Here is a 17148-nt window from a genome sequence, read left to right as displayed (position 1 = left end):
CGGATACGAGATTTCTTTTTGGTAACGGAAGGACTGGAAATACAAAAAACATCCGCAATCTGAGAAGTGGTAAGACCAGCCTTTATTAGGCAACAAGCTTTTTTTAATTTTTCTTCATCGTATACTCCTTCACTCCCAAGGAATCATAGGCCTGCAAAAGTGCCTCGTCATTATCGGAGATCATTAACAACTTGTCATTCTCCTTTAATTCCGTATTTCCTTTCGGGATGAAATAGCGACCTTCCCGTTTCACCATTACCGCTAATGTATGATCGGGTAAAGTCAATTGCATCAATTTATTCCCATGGGATAATACCGCCGGAGTAATGTCGATCTCGCTCATAGCGCTCTTGATTTCCTCGGGAAGTTCGATGCCAAACTCATCCTTTCGCTCCGGCTCATCTACCATATCCAGCCATTTAGCGGCTTGGGTAACCGTGGTTCCTTGGATCAGCAAAGAAAGAATCGTGATAAAGAATACGATATTAAAGAACATACCGGCATGCTCGATCCCGGTGATCATCGGATAGGTAGCGAAAATAATCGGAACCGCCCCGCGTAATCCCACCCATGAGATATATAGTTTACCCTTGACAGAGAAATTCTTATAGGGTATCAAGCAAAGGAACACGCCAATCGGACGGGCGATCAAGATCATAAATATTCCCACCAGCACACCCACGCCTGCCACCGGCAATAACTCATGTGGATTCACCAGCAAGCCTAACGTGAGGAACATCACGATCTGCCACAACCAAGCGAAACCGTCAAAGAACGTCCCTATACTTTTCTTGTGAACAATCTTAGCGTTACCAACCACCAAACCGGCGACATAAACTGCCAAATAGCCATTACCCTTGCTTAAGGTCGTAGCGGCGAAGGTGAAGAAAGCCGTAGCCAATAAAAGGATCGGATACAAAGACTCGTTATCTATATTGATCCTATTGATAATCAACACAGCCAGTTTCCCCGACAAGAAACCGGCGATAGCCCCCACCGATAATTGAATGACCAAAGAGAACCCGGCCTCCCAAATATTCATACCCCCGTTTTGTATGTAAGCGATCAGAAGCAAGGTAAGCATATAAGCCATCGGGTCATTGCTTCCACTCTCCAGCTCCAAGGTAGGACGCAGACGCTCTTTCAAATAAACTCCTTTACTGCGCAAGATGGAGAAGACCGAGGCTGAGTCCGTAGAAGACATAACTGCCGCCAGCAACAAAGACTCCGGGAAAGTCAACGTGATATATCGACCGAACAAACCAAATAACCAATAGATAAACCCGCCCGTGATGAAAGTCGTAGCCAGCACCCCGAGCGTGGCCAATACCACACCTTGCGAGGCGATCGGTTTAACCTCCGCCACTTTCGTATCCATACCACCCGAGAACAAGATGATACTCAACGCCAACATACCGATAAACTGAGCCACATTCGGATCGCTGAACTGGATACCCAAGCCATCGCTGCCAAACAGCATCCCCACGCCCAGGAACAACAACAAAGCGGGTAAACCGAAACGATAACCGGCCTTACCGGCGAATATACTTAAAAACAGGATCACGGAGGCTGTTAATAGCACTTGCTCAGGATTTTGAAACATACACAAAACGTTTTTTTATGATTCGTGACTTGATACTTCATTGCAAAGTAAAGCAAACTTTTTGTAATTTCGCATAGAATCATTACTTTTGGCGGACATACATATCCGCTTTATGAACAAAAAACATCTATTCGCACTGTTGTTTACATTACTCGCATGGACGGGTTGTAACAACCAACAACATTTTATCACCGACGCCGCTTACCGAGCTGAGGTTGAGAACGATTTCCAAGCGAAACAGGCCGCCCTGCCTAACGGAGACCTTTTCGCAGTATTTAACGGTCAAATGACTCCCGAAGAGAGGGAGGCGTTAACCTTCATGTACGCCTATATGCCGATTGGAGACATCACGGACTATAGCGGCGATTTCTATTTGAGAAACATCCGTTCCTCTTTCCAGGCACGGAATGAGATGCCTTGGGGTGATAGCATCCCGGAGGATATCTTCCGCCATTTCGTATTGCCGGTACGAGTCAACAATGAGAATCTAGATGAGAGCCGCATGGTTTTCTTTGATGAATTGAAAGATCGGGTGAAGAGTCTCTCGTTGTACGACGCTGTATTGGAGGTGAATCACTGGTGCCATGAGAAGGTCATCTATACGCCTTCCGATAGCCGCACAAGTTCCCCTTTGGCATCCGTAAAGACCGCTTACGGTCGTTGCGGCGAGGAGTCGACCTTCACGGTAGCCGCCTTACGCTCCGTGGGTATCCCCGCACGTCAGGTATATACGCCTCGCTGGGCGCATACGGACGATAACCACGCGTGGGTAGAAGCTTGGGTGAATGGTAAATGGTATTTCCTCGGCGCTTGCGAGCCGGAGCCAGTATTGAATCTGGGCTGGTTCAACGGCCCGGCTTACCGGGGTATGTTGATGCATACGAAAGTATTCGGTAAATACAATGGTCCGGAGGATGTCATGGAATATACTGACGGGTATACCGAGATCAACGTGATCGATAATTACGCGCCTTCGGCTAAAGCGATTATCACGGTTACGGATATCGATGGCAAGCCGGTGCAGGAGGCTTTGGTAGAATTCAAGATTTATAACTATGCCGAGTTTAACAGTGTAGCTCGCAAGAAGACGGATGCAGATGGTAAATGTTCGCTATCCGCCGGAAAAGGCGATATGTTGGTATGGGCCAGCAAGGATGGCACGTTCGGCTACAGCAAGGTTTCTTTCGGGAAAGACGGGGAGGTTACGATCGCCTTGAATAAGAAACCGGGAGATGTGGAGACGATCGTCCTAGATATCGTACCACCGGTAGACGGCTCTATCCCCGCAGAAGTTACACCGGGACAAAAGGAAGCGAACGCCAAACGTTTATTGGAGGAAGACGCTATCCGTAACAAATATGTGGCTACTTTCTATACGGAAGAAAAAGCAGAGGCTTTAGCGAAAGAATTGGGTATCGACCCGATGAAGACGAAGGATTTCATGATCGGTAGCCGCGGCAACTGGATGGAGATCGAGAAGTTCTTACGGGAAACTCCCGCCGAGAAGCGTGCGCAAGCGATGGCTTTATTGGATGTCATATCCGCCAAGGATCTACGTGATACACCGGCGTCTGTTCTCGCGGATCATTTGAATCATACGCCGGCCGTTCAAAGCGAATGGTTCAGTGAATATGTCATGAATCCTCGTGTGGTCAATGAGTTCCTGACTCCTTATAAGAGTTTTTTTGCCGCGAATATGGAGTCTTCCTTGGCGGAACAAGCCGTAGAGAATCCACAAGCATTGGTGGATTGGGTAAAGAAGAACATCTCCATCAACGATGCCTTAAATGCGCAACGTATTCCGATCATGCCGGCGGGTGTCTGGAAATCCCGTATCGCAGATAAGGGTTCACGTAATATCTTCTTCGTGGCCGCGGCTCGCAGCTTAGGTATTCCGGCACGTATCGAGCCGGTAGCCCGCAAGATCCAGTACTTCAAGGATGACACTTGGGTAGACGTCGATTTTGAGGCTGCCGTACAAACGACCGCCAAACAAGGCAGGGTAATCGCTTCTTACCAACCGATCAAGGCGCTGCAAGACCCGAAATATTACAGTCACTTCACGATCGCCAAGGTTTTGCCGAATGGCACTTTACAGACCTTGAATTTCGAGAGAGGCGGCAATGTGGATATGGGCTTGGGAGATACTTGGAGCGGACTATTGAAAAAACCGTTGTCTATGGATGAAGGTAATTATATGTTAGCGACCGGTACACGTATGGCAAACGGTAGCGTATTGGCCGAGATCGAGTTTTTCAATGTGGAGGCAGACAAGACCACCCCGATCAAGTTGGAGATGCGTGAAAGCAAGGACGAGATACAGGTAATCGGCAACTTTAACTCCGAAAATAAATTCAAACGTACGGACAACGGCGAGGAAACCAGTTTGCTGGCGACTACCGGGCGCGGTTACTATATCGTAGCGCTTTTAGGCTCCCGCCAAGAACCGACGAACCATGCGATGCGTGATATCGCCGCCGTGAAGAAGGAACTGGAGGATTGGGGACGAGGCATCGTGCTTCTCTTCCCGGACGAAAAGGGATATAAGAACTTCGATCCGAAAGAGTTCGGCGATTTACCGGGAACGATCACCTACGGTCTGGATATCGATGGAGCGATCCAAAAGGAAATGGCTACGGCGATGAAATTGCAAAACGCCAATACCTTGCCGATCTTCTTGATCGCCGATACATTCAACCGTGTCGTATTCGTCTCTCAAGGCTATACAATTGGCTTAGGCGAGCAGTTGATGAAAGTGATACATAAGTTATAACAGATCGTTTCACAAGTGTGATCTGATTGTTTTACCTATGTAAAACGATCGGATCACGACTGTGATCGATCAGGCACTGTGTCATTATAACCCCGTTTAATGACCGGTGGCTTATGCTAATCGCATTTTTTATGTAAGTTCGCGGTAAATGGCAAGGTCTCGTTGCCCAATGATAAAAAGGAATGCAAATACTACCAAAGGTTTATACATTACGAAAAGGGTCGCTCTTGTATCGCAGCATCCGCTACCGTAAAGGATTCGGAGTGCATTCGCCCTTCGTTTTTAACCTCATCACGAAGGTCATCGAGGAAAAATGCGCCTATTATAGTTTCTATGATATAGAGCTTTTGCGTAAGCAGTTATTACAGACCCGCCCTATTGGCGAGATCGTGAAACGGGAAGCCATCCGACCCAAGCATGGCGCTTTATTGTTCCGTTTGACAAACTATTTCAAGTCCCGGAATATCCTCCAGATAGGAACCTCGATGGGACTCTCTACCTTATACCTAACCTCCTATGCCACGGGATTGGGATGTGTCGCCTTGGAGAATATACCGGAATTCGCCGCGATTGCCCGTCAAGCATTCGCTAAAGAGGGACGTAATCCCGTCGATTTGCGTATCGGTAATTATAAGAATCTGCTTCCCAAGGCCTTAATAGATATAAACAGCTTAGATTTTGTTTTTTTCAACACTTTATATGAACAACATAACAATCTATGGCTGTTTAATGAATGTGTGAAATATGCGCACAACGATACGGTATTCGTTATTGAGGGAATCAAAGCGAGCCGTAAGATGCGTGAATTTTGGGAAGGGATCTGTACGTGCCCGGAGGTGACGGTCACCTTAGACCTCTACTCGCTAGGGATTGTTTTATTCAACAAGAAATTGCACAAACGAGATTATATTGTTTATTTTTAGGATTCAAAACAAGTCTGATATGAAGAAGAGTATTATCTATACCGGAACAGGCGATAAAGGGACCACTTCACTGGTAGGTGGGCAACGCGTGTCGAAAGCGCACGATCGGATCGAGAGCTATGGCACCGTAGATGAGCTAAACTCCTTTATCGGATTATTAATCACGGCCTTGGATGAAGAGAAAGACACCGATTTCTTATCATTCATCCAGCATAAGCTATTCACGATCGGTTCTTACCTGGCCACGGATCAAGCGACTACGGAATTGAAGATCGAGAGCAAGGTAACGCCCGAGAGCATCGAGCGTATCGAGCGGGAGATAGACCGTCTGGATAACGAGCTGCCGAAAATGCATGCGTTCATCCTGCCGGGAGGATGTCGATCGGCCGCCCTCGCACACGTTTGCCGAACCGTTTGCCGCCGTGCCGAGCGACAAATTTATCGCTTGGCCAAGGATTACCCCGTTGAGGAGCCTGTATTGATACTTATGAACCGTTTATCGGATTATTTCTTCGTACTGGCACGAAAAGAATGCATAAATAATAACGGTAAAGAAATTATTTGGGATTATACTTGCGTATAATAAATAAAATCATATTTTCGCGAAGAAAATAGGAAACCAGATCGCTTCGGCGATTATTAATACTTGACAGCTATGTATTGGACATTAGAGTTAGCTTCAAAATTGGAAGACGCACCCTGGCCTGCGACGAAAGATGAACTTATTGATTATGCACAACGTTCCGGTGCGCCATTAGAAGTGATTGAGAATCTGCAGGAAATGGAAGATGAAGGTGAGATTTACGAGTGCATGGAAGACATTTGGCCGGATTATCCAAGTAAAGAAGACTTTTTCTTCAACGAGGAAGAATACTAGTTCAATTGAGAACTGAAAACTAAGAAATAGAAGAACGAGGTGGCGGACGGTCGGGTTCCCCTGCCTCGTTGTTTTTTATAAAAATACAATTTATCCGAATTTGCTGCGTTTGTAACTACAGCGTGAAGTGAATGTTTAAATGAGAAGATGTCTTCTTTCGGTCTTGATTCTTTTGTGTGCCCGCGCGGGAATCGTACGGGCGCAGTATGACGCACGCCTAAGCCAATACTACATGGCGAAACCGTATTATAACCCAGCGGTGGCTGGAGCAACGGAGGATTTGAATATATTGGCTCTCGCTCGCATGGAGACGGTCGGCGTGCAGGGGGCGCCCATGTCGTTTTTCATTACGGCGGATATGCCGCTCACTTTAGGCAAGACGAATCACGGTGTCGGATTGGTTGTATTTACCGAGGCGATCGGACTTTTCCAGAATACGCATGTAGGGGCGCAATACGCCTATATGTATAAGTTATTCGGGGGAGTCTTGAGCGGAGGTCTGCAAATCGGCTTAGTCAACCAGTCGTTCGACGGGACCAAGGTGATAAAGGTTGAGTCCGAATACCATCAAGAGACCGATGCTGCCATCCCTGTAGAGCAGGTCAGCAGCATGGGGTTGGACATGAACTTCGGTATTTGCTATACCCATAAACGGTTTTACGCCGGGTTTGGCATGACGCATATCACCCAACCGGAGCTTCAACTGGACGAGAACGCCTATACCTATGTAGGTCGTTCACTTAATTTAATGGGTGGATACAATATTCAATTAAAGAATCCGTTGATAGAGTTACAGCCTTCGGTGTTCTTGCTGACAGACATGCAAAGTTTTCATGCGGATATTACCGCTAGGCTGGAATATAATAAGATGTTTAACGGTGGTTTTTCCTATCGAGTGAATGAATCGGTGGGCATCATGTTCGGTATAAAGCTAGGTCGTATCCATGCGGGTTACGCCTTTGATTTCCCAACCACGGCTCTAGGCCGGGCTAGTAGCGGAAGCCACGAGCTATGTGTCAAGTATGCCTTAAAGCTGAACAAAACGAAGACAGGAAAAAATAGACATAAAAGTGTACGCATATTATAGTATATGAAGAAAGTATTATTAGTACTTGTGACGGTAGCCTTGTTTACCTCCTGCGGTAAGTCTCTCCGGAGTGCCGGCGGTGAGGTAACAGGTGTCAGATCGGTAGCGTTCAATGAACCTGCGCCGTATGGAATGGTCCTGGTTAAAAGAGGTTCGTTCGAGATGGGTCCCGCCGACAAGGATTCCTTGTGGGGAATCATGCCGGAGACAAAAGGGGTCTCTTTTGATGCGTTCTGGATGGATCAGACAGAGGTAACGAACGCCAAATACCGCCAGTTTGTTTATTGGGTGAGAGACTCTATTATCCGTGAACGCTTGGCAGACCCAGCTTATGGAGGCAACGATCTGTTCAAGATCACGGAAGACCGATACGGGGAGCCTGTCACTCCGCATTTGGATTGGAACCGTCCGATCCCTTGGCGACGGGCGAACGAGGATGAGCAACGTGCGATAGAAAGTGTCTATTACACGAATCCCGTTACCGGAGAGAAAGGTTTGGATCCCAAACAAATGATCTATAAATACGAGTGGTACGACTATACCGCCGCCGCCCTCCGCAAGAATCAGTTGAACCCGATGGACCGGGTTCGTAATACGGATATTCAGGTAGATCCGAACGAGGCAGTCATGATCTCCAAGGATACCGCTTACATCGACGATGAGGGACGTGTAGTCAACGAGACGATCACCCGTCCGTTAAGTAGCGAATGGGATTTCCTGAACACCCGTATCGTCAATATCTATCCGGACGAGAATTGCTGGGTGAACGATTTTAAGAATGCGTATAACGAGCCCTATACCCGCATGTATTTCTCGCATCCAGGCTACGATGATTATCCCGTGGTCGGCGTTTCCTGGGAACAAGCGACTGCCTTCTGCGTATGGCGCACGAATTTATACAAAGAGTCTTTGAGCTTGCCACCGGGACAATTGATAGAGCCGTTCCGCCTTCCGTCCGAGGGAGAATGGGAATATGCCGCCCGCACGGGTAAGAACGAAAATAAGTTCCCTTGGTCTACCGACGAGCTTCAAGACGGCAAGGGTTGTTTCTTGGGCAACTTCAAGCCGGGTAAAGGCAATTATACGGAGGATGGCCATTTGATCACGTCTCGCGTAGGCTCTTTCGCCCCGAATGAGTTCGGGTTATACGATATGGCAGGCAACGTGGCGGAATGGACTTCAACGTCCTACTCCGAGTCCGGTCCGAGCCAGATGAGCGACATGAACCCGGATCTGCGTTACAACGCCGCCAAGAACGATCCATACGCCATGAAAAAGAAAGTAGTGCGAGGGGGTTCATGGAAAGATGTCTCACAATTTATCCGTTCGGACATGCGTACTTTCGAGTTCCAGAACGAGAGCCGTTCTTACGTCGGTTTCCGTTGCGCACGTACCCAAATAGGATTCTCTCGCTCCAAGGGGAAGAAATAAGCGGGATTTATAAATTTAAAGTTTTGAATCATTTAAGACAATAATACGACGATGGGAAAATATAGAAGATATAAAAACAGACTGGAGATGTTTCTCTCCAGCGAAAGAGGGAAACGAGTATTAAACTTCCTGTATAGTTGGGGTGCGTCCATCGTAATCCTCGGTGCGTTGTTTAAGTTATTACATTTGCCATACGCTAACCAAATCTTGTTCGTGGCGATGATCACCGAGTCTATCGTATTCTTTATCTCGGCGTTCGAGCATCCGAACAAGGAATATCATTGGGAAGATGTTTTCCCCGTATTGAAATCAAAGAACCCGATGGACCGTCCGGATTTCACCGGTACGCCGATCTCAACCAGGATCGATTCTACGGATAATGTAGAAGACGATGAGATAGTGGGGGGAATAAATATCGGTCCGGCAGCGTCTAAGGCGAATGTGCGAAGAGGAGGATCCTTGAATATCGCAGGTAGTCTGGATGTGACGGAAGCAGATACCAGGAACTTATCCGAGAGCATCAAGAAATTAAGCGGAGCGGCCGAGCAAATCTACAAGATGGCAGAATTGACGGAAGCTACCCAAAAATACCTGGAGCAATTATCCGGCATTTCCGAGAGCATGGAGCGTTTTAGTCAAGTGACAAATTCGCTTACGAACGTATCCGATACGCTGTTGAACTCTTATAAGAGCATCACAGATAATTCCGATGGCATCAGCCAGAACTCCCGCGGTTACGTACACCAAATGGAGCAATTGAATCGTAATGTGTCCGGACTGAATACGATCTATGAGATCCAGTTGAAGAGCATCAGCTCGCAGATCGAGTCTATCGAGCATATCAACAGCGGCTTGAACCGTATCCGTGAGATGTACGACGGATCGGTGGTAGATAGCTCCGCATTCCGTAACGAGACGGAAAAGATGACTCGCCAATTGACCGAATTGAACCAAGTATACAGCCGTTTATTGCAAGCGATGACAGTAAATATGGGTTACCAACAACCGCCGCGACAACAACCTCAACAACCAATGTATCAGCAGCCACAACAGCCCAGTTACCAACAGCCCTATCAGCAACCGTATGGTTACCAACAGCGACAACAGGCTCCGTATACAAACAACCCAATGAAGTAAAGAAATATGGCAGGAATATCAAATAATCCCAATTCTCCCCGTCAGCGGATGATCAACCTGATGTATCTGGTGTTCATCGCCATGATGGCACTGAACGTGTCATCGGAGGTGCTGGATGGTTTTGAATTGGTGGAAGGTAGCTTGCGAACCTCTATCGATAACACCTCCCGCCGAAATAAGATCGTAGCGGACGAGATGGAAGCTTATTACCAAGAGAATCCCCAAAAGGTGGGCGAGTGGGCGTTGAAAGCCCGTGAGGTAAAAAGAGCCTCGGATAACCTTTACGCATATATACAAGATTTAAAGATCCGTATCGCAAAGGTAGCTGATGGTGAGAATGCCAACGTGAACAGCATTGAGCACAAGGATGATTTGGAAGCCGCCTCCCGCGTAATGCTCTCTCCGGTAAGTGGAGAAGGTAAAAAGCTGAGAGCGGAAATCGATAAGTATCGTATCTGGATGGGCGGTTTTATCGAAGATTCGGCGAAGACAGCCGTATTGGAGGCGAACCTAAGCACGACTCCCCCTCGTAAAGCGGGAATCAATACCCGTACTTGGGAAGAGGCTCTGTTCGAGAATATGCCCGTCGCTGCGGCCGTTACCTTGTTGACCAAAATGCAAAGTGACATTCGCTACACCGAAGGTGAGGTCTTATCGAACTTATTGAATAGTGTAGACGTGGGCGATTACCGTGTGAACCAGATCACGGCGCAGGTGATCCCAGAAAGCCAGATTGTTATGCGGGGAAGCCAGTACAAAGCGAATATCGTATTATCGGCGGTAGACTCCACAAAACGTCCTACGATTTATGTAAACGGGAACGAATTACCTTACGAGAATAAAGGTGTCTTCACGGTGAATGCCGGAGCAGCCGGTACATTCCCCATCAAAGGTTATGTCGAGATGCCGAATAGCGACGGCAGCATCATGCGCCGGGATTTCGAAAGCGAGTATTTCGTGACGGAGCCGACAGCTACCGTAGCCCCGACATTGATGAACGTATTATATGCCGGTATCGCCAACCCGATGCGTATCGCCGTCCCGGGTGTACCGAGCGGAAACGTGACGGCTACCATGACGAACGGCACATTAACCCGTAGCAAGGATGGCTGGGAAGCCCGCCCGTCTAAAGTAGGGACGGAAGCCGTGATCACGGTAAACGCTCGTATGGCAGATGGCCGGAACATAGAGATGGCAAAGACGAGTTTCCGCGTGCGTGCCCTCCCCGATCCCCTACCTTATATCGAGTATAAGGATCAAAACGGCAACGTCCGTAAGTTCAAGGGAGGTATGATCTCCAAACGTAGCTTGGTAGAGGCTGACGGTATTTTGGCCGCTATCGACGATGATTTGCTAAATGTAAAATATACGGTATTACGTTTTGAGCTGACTTTCTTCGACTCCATGGGTAACGCTATCCCGGAAGTGGCCGAAGGAACCAACTTCTCGCGACGTCAGAAAAACTATATCCGCAATCTAAGTAAGGGAAAACGTTTTTATATCACCCGCGTGGTCGCGAAAGGTCCGGACGGTATCGAACGTACCATACCGACTATCGAAGTAATCGTAAATTAAGATTCGCAGTATGAAACATCTGTATTACATAGCCGCTTTGGCCGCCACTTTTTTAACAGCGATGCCTCTTCACGCACAAGAAGAAGTTGAGAACGAAGCTACGCAGCAACAACAAACGCGTCGCCGCTCGCCTCAAGCCAGCCGTGGGGAAAGAAACGATAAGAAAGATACCGGTTTACCCGAACTGACCGTACGAGCCCAAGATATGAACGAGCGTTTGACGCAAGAGATCGGGAACGCTCGCTGGATGCGTATTATCTACCGGCAGGTAGACTTGATGAAAGAACAGAACGCTCCGCTTTATTACCCGACCCGCCCGATGAACGGACAGATGAATCTTTTCTCCGTAATCTTCCAGCTTTTAGGAGAGAACAAGCTCAAGGCCTATGAATATCTGGACGGATATGAAGAGTTTGACGAAGCCCATTTGATCAACTTCAAGGATTTGCTAGATCGCTTTTATATTCTTTATGAGGAGGTGCCGGGAAGAGCGGGCGAGGAACCGACCTTCGTAATCAATGAGAGCGATATACCGGCAGCCGACGTACGGTCGTATTATGTAAAAGAAGCCTGGTATTTCGATCAGAACAATTCCGCTTTTGATGTCAAGATATTGGCGATTTGCCCGATCCTTTCCTCTACAGGTGATATAGGGGAGACTACCATGCCCATGTTCTGGTTGCCTTACGAGAACATACGTCCGTATATCAGCAATTCATATATCATGACGTCTAATATAAATAACGCCATGACTTTCACGATGGACGACTATTTCCGTCGCCGTATGTTCGAGGGGGATATCATCAAGACCCAAAACTTGATGAACCTACCGTTGCAGGCGTATTGCCCGACACCGGATTCCTTAAAGAACGAGCAAGCTCGTATCGAAAGCCAACTGACCGGATTTGAGAAATCACTTTGGTATCAACCGGATACGACTCAAGTAGCGGCAGATAGCAAAGCCGCAAAGAAGGCTGCCAAGAGAAGCGCCCGGAAAGACAAAGGCTCCACCAAGGAGGCCGCTCCTGAGAAAGCGGCTAAGGTAAATGCACCGAAAGCAGAGAAATCCGCCCCTGTGCGCAGCGTACGACGCAGAAGATAAAAAGAAGACACATACGCCTGTCATAGGCTACTTTTGCAGAGTAACTTTTTCTACCGATCATGAATATCAGACAAACACGACAAGAAGAACTGGCCGAGGTGATGGCTATTTACGATTATGCACGCAGATTCATGCGGGAACATGGCAACGGCAATCAATGGATCAATGGATATCCTTCCGAGGCCTTGATCTCCAACGAGATCAAGGCTGGCCATAGTTTCGTGTGTGAAAATGAGCAGGGCGATTTAGTAGGAACCTTTTGCTACATCGAGGGGATCGATCCTACCTACCTAAAGATCTACGAAGGCGAATGGCTGAACGATGAGCCTTATGCCGTAATCCATCGCATAGCCTCCAACGGCAAGCAAAAGGGAATCTCCACCGAATGTCTGGAATGGGCATTCGCTCATCACAATAATATCCGTATTGACACCCATCGGGATAATATCGTCATGCAGAACGTATTGAAAAAGCATGGTTTCGAACGATGCGGTATCATTTACATAGCAAATGGTACGGAACGCATCGCTTTCCACAAAATAGTAAACCCAACCGATAAAGAATCATGAAACATCCTATTGACTTGGAGCATTGGAACCGGAAAGAACATTTCCTGTTTTTCAGTTCCATGGACGACCCTTTTTTTGGGCTGACCACTCGGATAGACGTGACCTCCATCTATAAAGAGGCAAAAGCGGATCATGCCTCTTTTTTCCTCTACTCCTTACATAAGATTATGACAGCCGTTAATGAGGTGGAAGTGTTCCGGTACCGGATCATCGACAACCTCCCTGTCTGCTTCGACCGAATCCACGTGGGAACAACGATCGGGCGGAAAGACGGAACATTCGGCTTCGGCTTCTTCGAATATACCCCGAACCGACAGCTGTTCCTTCGAAACGCACAGAGAGAAATCGAGCGTGTGCAAGCTCTCACCGGCCTTTGCAGAGACAGGGAGTCTGACCGGCAAGATCTAGTCCGTTTCTCCCCGGTTCCATGGATCGCCTTCACGGAGATGAAACATGCTTCCTCTTTCCGTACAAGCGATTCTGCCACCCGCATCTCCACCGGAAAGCTAGTCGAGCAGAACGGGCGTCAGATGCTCCCTATCTCCATAACGGCTCATCATGGATTGATGGACGGCAAGCATGTATCGATCCTCTTAGATCGTATAGCGGATAAAGACTAAATAATGCACCGGACAGCACAACACACAGCCATGGCGAAGTTATTCGCGCATCGACAAAAAACGCCTTGCCAAATATCTACGGAACGGCTCATCGTATAGCTTCAAGCTAATGTAAGCCAATACTATACTTCCGATAACCAAGGTCAACGCTTCCGGCCATGCTTCCGCAAATATCAGGTTCTCCTTCTTCACCCACCCAAAATACAGGTATATGAGCGGATAATGTACCATATATAAAGGATAAGAGATATCACCCAAGAATTTACAAATACGAGCGGAGTGTTTATCGGTTGTTTTCCCGGACGCCCCCAGATAAACAAGCATAGGAAATATTAAGATCGCACATACAGAATCATAGATCCCATTCATCCATAAAGCCTCACTGTCACCGACATAGGGCATGGAGAGTAAGAAAACAATCGCCAAACTACAGATCCAAAAGGCTCCTTTAACAGGAATGGGCTTAAATACGTGCGACATTAGCAATCCCATAGAGAAAGAAAATAACACCCGTAAAAAGCCACCGATCAGGTTGTACTCTTCCATCGTCCACCCCACACCCAAGTGCCCCGCACCGGAAAAATTGAATATAGCGAACGAAGCCAATCCAATTCCCGCCGAGACAACAAGTGCCGTAAGGGCCTTCGTTGACATCCGACGAATCAACAAAGCGTACATAATATTCCCGATATACTCAAAGAACAAAGACCAACTAGGGCCATTCAAAGGAAACATCTCACCATTCCCTCGGATCTCAGGTCCAGAGCCAGGTACAGCCGGTATCAAAAAAAGATTGATAAGCAATGCCAGCATCACCATGGGAATGGAGACCTGCGTACCATCCCACTTCTCACACCCTTGTATGTAAAACGCAATAACTCCCAAAACGGCCCCTAGGATAACCATCGGATGCAAACGGATCAATCGACGTTTGATAAAATCCTTTGTGACCATGGTTTTCCATCGGTCATCATAAGCGTAACCAATCACGAACCCAGACAGGATAAAGAAGAAATCAACAGCTAAATAGCCGTGATTAAATTGTTGATCAATGGGACTCGTCGCAAATGCCTCGAATACATGATAAAATATAACCATTAGCGCAGCGACACCTCTCAATCCATCAAGAAGGTCGTAATGAGGTTTTGTGTCTGCAAATGCGGCCGCTGAGATTTTTGTGTTTGACATCAATTTGTTTGAGCTCATTTTTGATAATTTAGAATATAAAACTAACCCCCCTCTTTTGTAAAGCATTGAGTCGTTCCCTCTCCAGAGAGAGGGATTTTTTCAACTGCCCAGCCATAAACTCCAAGAAAGGCTAGCTGGTTTCACTAAGAAAAGAAAGAGGACAAAACCTCTAAGCAATGACAAAGTTAGAAAATAAAACGAAAGAAAACCTTAGTCTGTATCTGATATTTTTTCCAATGGGTTAAGTTATGAGTAAACACTTGAAAAAAGTATCGGCTCGTTGAAAGGCTAAAGAGAATTCATGATTATTCTTAATCCTGTATCGCAAAATGCGATAGGGTTTAATTATCTTCGCGGTATGTAAAATATAACCAATATGAACCAACTGCAAAAATACACTTGGCTGATAAATACAATTCGTCGAGCAGGAAAAATTTCGCATAAAGATCTTTCCGACCGCTGGTCGCGAGACAAAGATTTCAGTGATGGACACGGGCTACAACGTGCCACGTTCAACCGTTGGCGTGACGCAATCTATGAGCAGTTCGGCATCACTTCGCAAGACCATGAAGGAGTGGATTTCGGAAATGTACGAACTTTATAAGAACGACTGACAATGCAAGATTTTGTAGCGATAGATTTTGAAACCGCCAATGGTCGCCGTTCCAGTGTATGCAGTGTCGGTATAGTCATAGTACGAAACGGTGAGATTGTTGATAAATTCTACAGCCTTATTCAGCCAGTTCCCAATTACTATACATATTGGACTACTGAAGTTCACGGCCTCACCCGTCGTGACACCGACGGGCAACCGACATTCCCGGAAGTGTGGGCACAGGTGGCGGATAAAATCAAAGGTTTACCGCTCGTAGCACACAATCGTCCCTTTGATGAGAGTTGTCTGAAAGCGGTATTTCAAGAATATGATATGGAATATCCCGGGTACGAGTTTCATTGTACCCTTGCTGCTTCCCGTCGTTGTCTTGATATACCCAGCCATCAGCTCCATTTGTCGGCGGCAGCCTGCGGCTATGACATGGAAAACCACCATCACGCGCTTTGTGATGCCGAGGCTTGTGCAGCGATAGCATTGAAACTTTTATAAAAAATTAGGTGACACCAAATCTGATACACCGCTGTCTTAACTTTGCGAACAGTTCTATGCAGTAATAGCCAACCCTTAGCTATCACTGCATATTAAGTGAGTCTGCGACAAAAAAATTATTGCTTCAACGCTTCAATCAAATCGGTAAAGTCTGTGAAGGTAGAAGTTAATTTACCTGCATCAAGTGATGGGAATAAACGGATGAAATCACGCACTTTATGATAATTACGTCCATTATCCTCATAAACTCTCCCCACAAGGTCGCAGGGATTGGAAATGCGAGTCAAATCAGTCCGATTATACGACAGGTTCTTCAAGCCCTCTTTCTTCAAGACATCAGGCTGAGACAAAATCCAAGTTTCTGCTTCTTGAATCATAAAAAATGTATTGGAGGAAACGATATCCGTCACGCGGTTAGGCTTTGTTTTGTATAAAAAGCATCTTAGGTCCATCCCTCAAGTATCTTAGGTGCGTTGGCAAAGCATCTTAGGTGCGTGGCGCAAGTATCCTAACCTACTTTTTGCTCAGCCTTCGTCGCATTGGGGGCGTGTTGGTAAGCATGACCTTCTCAAAAGATAGCCCCCACCCTCACAACTTTTCTATAGAGTCGAAATGTTTCGGAATACCTAGTCAAGCCGCTGTGCCGTAAAATAATTTCCGAATTATGTAAATATACATAAATCATTGAGATACAGTCTATTTTGATAATTCTAATAAGTACATAGCTTTGCGGTGTTCGTTTACAAAATCCCATTTATTAATACTTCGTTAAATTTCAGTTTAGTCCGTTGAGAATAAGCGGCTCAGTAGAAAATTAATGGGGATAAAAATTTCACGTACTCAAAAGCAATGACGAACTTTGTTGGAAAAACCGGAGCAGACTGGGACAGTGCGCCGGAGGAGGCTGGGACACTTTTGATGCGGCAAAGTTAATGATTTTTTCTCAGACTATCTCCTTTCAGTTCAAAACGTATGGCAGAGTGCACCATCCGGTCGAGTATTGCGTCGGCGGCGGTGGTGTTGGTCTCCAGGCAGTCATACCAGTCTGCGACCGGTATCTGCGAGGCGATTATGGTTGATTTGCGCCCGTGGCGGTCCTCGATGATTTCCATCAGGTCGAGTATCTGCTCGTTATTGAGCTTCTTGATTCCGAAGTCG

General features: G+C 46.9%; 17 protein-coding genes and 1 pseudogene. 13 read left to right on the top strand and 5 right to left on the bottom strand.

Annotated elements, in window-relative coordinates; all coding sequences use genetic code 11:
- Positions 1 to 103 precede the first annotated feature (103 nt).
- A complete protein-coding gene (locus tag G7Y39_RS00995) occupies positions 104 to 1603 on the bottom strand; it encodes a potassium/proton antiporter (RefSeq protein ID WP_165154182.1) in 1500 nt (499 codons plus the stop codon).
- 112 nt (positions 1604 to 1715) lie between these two features.
- Between G7Y39_RS00995 and G7Y39_RS00990 the strand changes: the two genes are divergently transcribed.
- The 11 genes from G7Y39_RS00990 to G7Y39_RS00940 all read left to right on the top strand — a co-directional run bounded on the left by G7Y39_RS00990 (position 1716) and on the right by G7Y39_RS00940 (position 13697).
- On the top strand, positions 1716 to 4376 hold the full coding sequence (locus tag G7Y39_RS00990; protein ID WP_206225131.1) for a transglutaminase domain-containing protein: 2661 nt from the start codon (positions 1716 to 1718) through the stop codon (positions 4374 to 4376).
- Positions 4377 to 4558: 182 nt separating this feature from the next.
- Entirely contained in the window at positions 4559 to 5299 is a 741-nt protein-coding gene (locus tag G7Y39_RS00985) for an O-methyltransferase (RefSeq protein ID WP_165154178.1), read from the top strand.
- A 19-nt stretch (positions 5300 to 5318) separates the two neighbouring features.
- Positions 5319 to 5882, top strand: a complete 564-nt coding sequence (locus tag G7Y39_RS00980; RefSeq protein ID WP_165154176.1) for a cob(I)yrinic acid a,c-diamide adenosyltransferase — start codon at positions 5319 to 5321, stop codon at positions 5880 to 5882.
- 72 nt (positions 5883 to 5954) lie between these two features.
- Positions 5955 to 6176 carry a DUF2795 domain-containing protein gene (locus G7Y39_RS00975; RefSeq protein ID WP_005633363.1) on the top strand — a complete coding sequence of 74 codons (222 nt, stop codon included), beginning with the start codon at positions 5955 to 5957 and terminating at the stop codon, positions 6174 to 6176.
- A 139-nt stretch (positions 6177 to 6315) separates the two neighbouring features.
- Complete coding sequence (locus G7Y39_RS00970; protein ID WP_165154174.1) at positions 6316 to 7263, top strand: type IX secretion system membrane protein PorP/SprF; 948 nt, start codon at positions 6316 to 6318, stop codon at positions 7261 to 7263.
- A 3-nt stretch (positions 7264 to 7266) separates the two neighbouring features.
- On the top strand, positions 7267 to 8694 hold the full coding sequence (locus G7Y39_RS00965; protein ID WP_165154172.1) for an SUMF1/EgtB/PvdO family nonheme iron enzyme: 1428 nt from the start codon (positions 7267 to 7269) through the stop codon (positions 8692 to 8694).
- Positions 8695 to 8745: 51 nt separating this feature from the next.
- A complete protein-coding gene (gene gldL, locus G7Y39_RS00960) occupies positions 8746 to 9831 on the top strand; it encodes a gliding motility protein GldL (RefSeq protein ID WP_241159933.1) in 1086 nt (361 codons plus the stop codon).
- Positions 9832 to 9837: 6 nt separating this feature from the next.
- Positions 9838 to 11406: a gliding motility protein GldM gene (gene gldM / locus G7Y39_RS00955; RefSeq protein WP_165154163.1), complete on the top strand. Its 1569-nt coding sequence runs from the start codon at positions 9838 to 9840 to the stop codon at positions 11404 to 11406.
- A gap of 10 nt (positions 11407 to 11416) precedes the next feature.
- Positions 11417 to 12508, top strand: coding sequence for a gliding motility protein GldN (gene gldN / locus G7Y39_RS00950; RefSeq protein ID WP_165154161.1), 1092 nt, complete (start codon positions 11417 to 11419; stop codon positions 12506 to 12508).
- Positions 12509 to 12567: 59 nt separating this feature from the next.
- Positions 12568 to 13077 (top strand): GNAT family N-acetyltransferase, encoded by a 510-nt coding sequence (locus G7Y39_RS00945; protein WP_165154159.1) that lies wholly within the window; start codon positions 12568 to 12570, stop codon positions 13075 to 13077.
- The gene (locus G7Y39_RS00940) at positions 13074 to 13697 is read left to right on the top strand and encodes a chloramphenicol acetyltransferase (protein WP_165154157.1); all 624 of its coding nucleotides are present in this window, start codon (positions 13074 to 13076) and stop codon (positions 13695 to 13697) included. The genes G7Y39_RS00945 and G7Y39_RS00940 overlap by 4 nt, the downstream gene beginning before the upstream one ends.
- 39 nt (positions 13698 to 13736) lie before the next feature.
- On the opposite strand, the gene G7Y39_RS00935 is transcribed toward G7Y39_RS00940, so the two are convergent.
- Positions 13737 to 14885: an acyltransferase gene (locus G7Y39_RS00935; RefSeq protein ID WP_165154155.1), complete on the bottom strand. Its 1149-nt coding sequence runs from the start codon at positions 14883 to 14885 to the stop codon at positions 13737 to 13739.
- A 28-nt stretch (positions 14886 to 14913) separates the two neighbouring features.
- Positions 14914 to 15012: pseudogene (locus G7Y39_RS13845) on the bottom strand (cell filamentation protein Fic); the annotation flags it as partial.
- A 249-nt stretch (positions 15013 to 15261) separates the two neighbouring features.
- Between G7Y39_RS13845 and G7Y39_RS00925 the strand changes: the two are divergent.
- Together G7Y39_RS00925 and G7Y39_RS00920 are read left to right on the top strand one after the other, a co-directional pair.
- Positions 15262 to 15489, top strand: a complete 228-nt coding sequence (locus G7Y39_RS00925; RefSeq protein WP_206225130.1) for a hypothetical protein — start codon at positions 15262 to 15264, stop codon at positions 15487 to 15489.
- Positions 15490 to 15501: 12 nt separating this feature from the next.
- Positions 15502 to 15990: a 3'-5' exonuclease gene (locus G7Y39_RS00920; protein WP_165154153.1), complete on the top strand. Its 489-nt coding sequence runs from the start codon at positions 15502 to 15504 to the stop codon at positions 15988 to 15990.
- A gap of 116 nt (positions 15991 to 16106) precedes the next feature.
- Here the strand turns inward: G7Y39_RS00920 and G7Y39_RS00915 are convergent, their stop codons facing one another.
- Together G7Y39_RS00915 and G7Y39_RS00910 are read right to left on the bottom strand one after the other, a co-directional pair.
- A complete protein-coding gene (locus G7Y39_RS00915) occupies positions 16107 to 16367 on the bottom strand; it encodes a hypothetical protein (RefSeq protein WP_165154151.1) in 261 nt (86 codons plus the stop codon).
- 552 nt (positions 16368 to 16919) lie between these two features.
- On the bottom strand, positions 16920 to 17148 hold a 229-nt coding region (locus G7Y39_RS00910; protein ID WP_165154149.1), incomplete at its 5' end, for an ATP-binding protein.

This window comes from Parabacteroides sp. ZJ-118 (genome assembly GCF_011038785.1).
GTDB lineage: Bacteria > Bacteroidota > Bacteroidia > Bacteroidales > Tannerellaceae > Parabacteroides.
The sequence above is the reverse complement of the archived record's forward strand: the minus strand, read 5'-3'. Positions and strand labels throughout refer to the sequence as shown.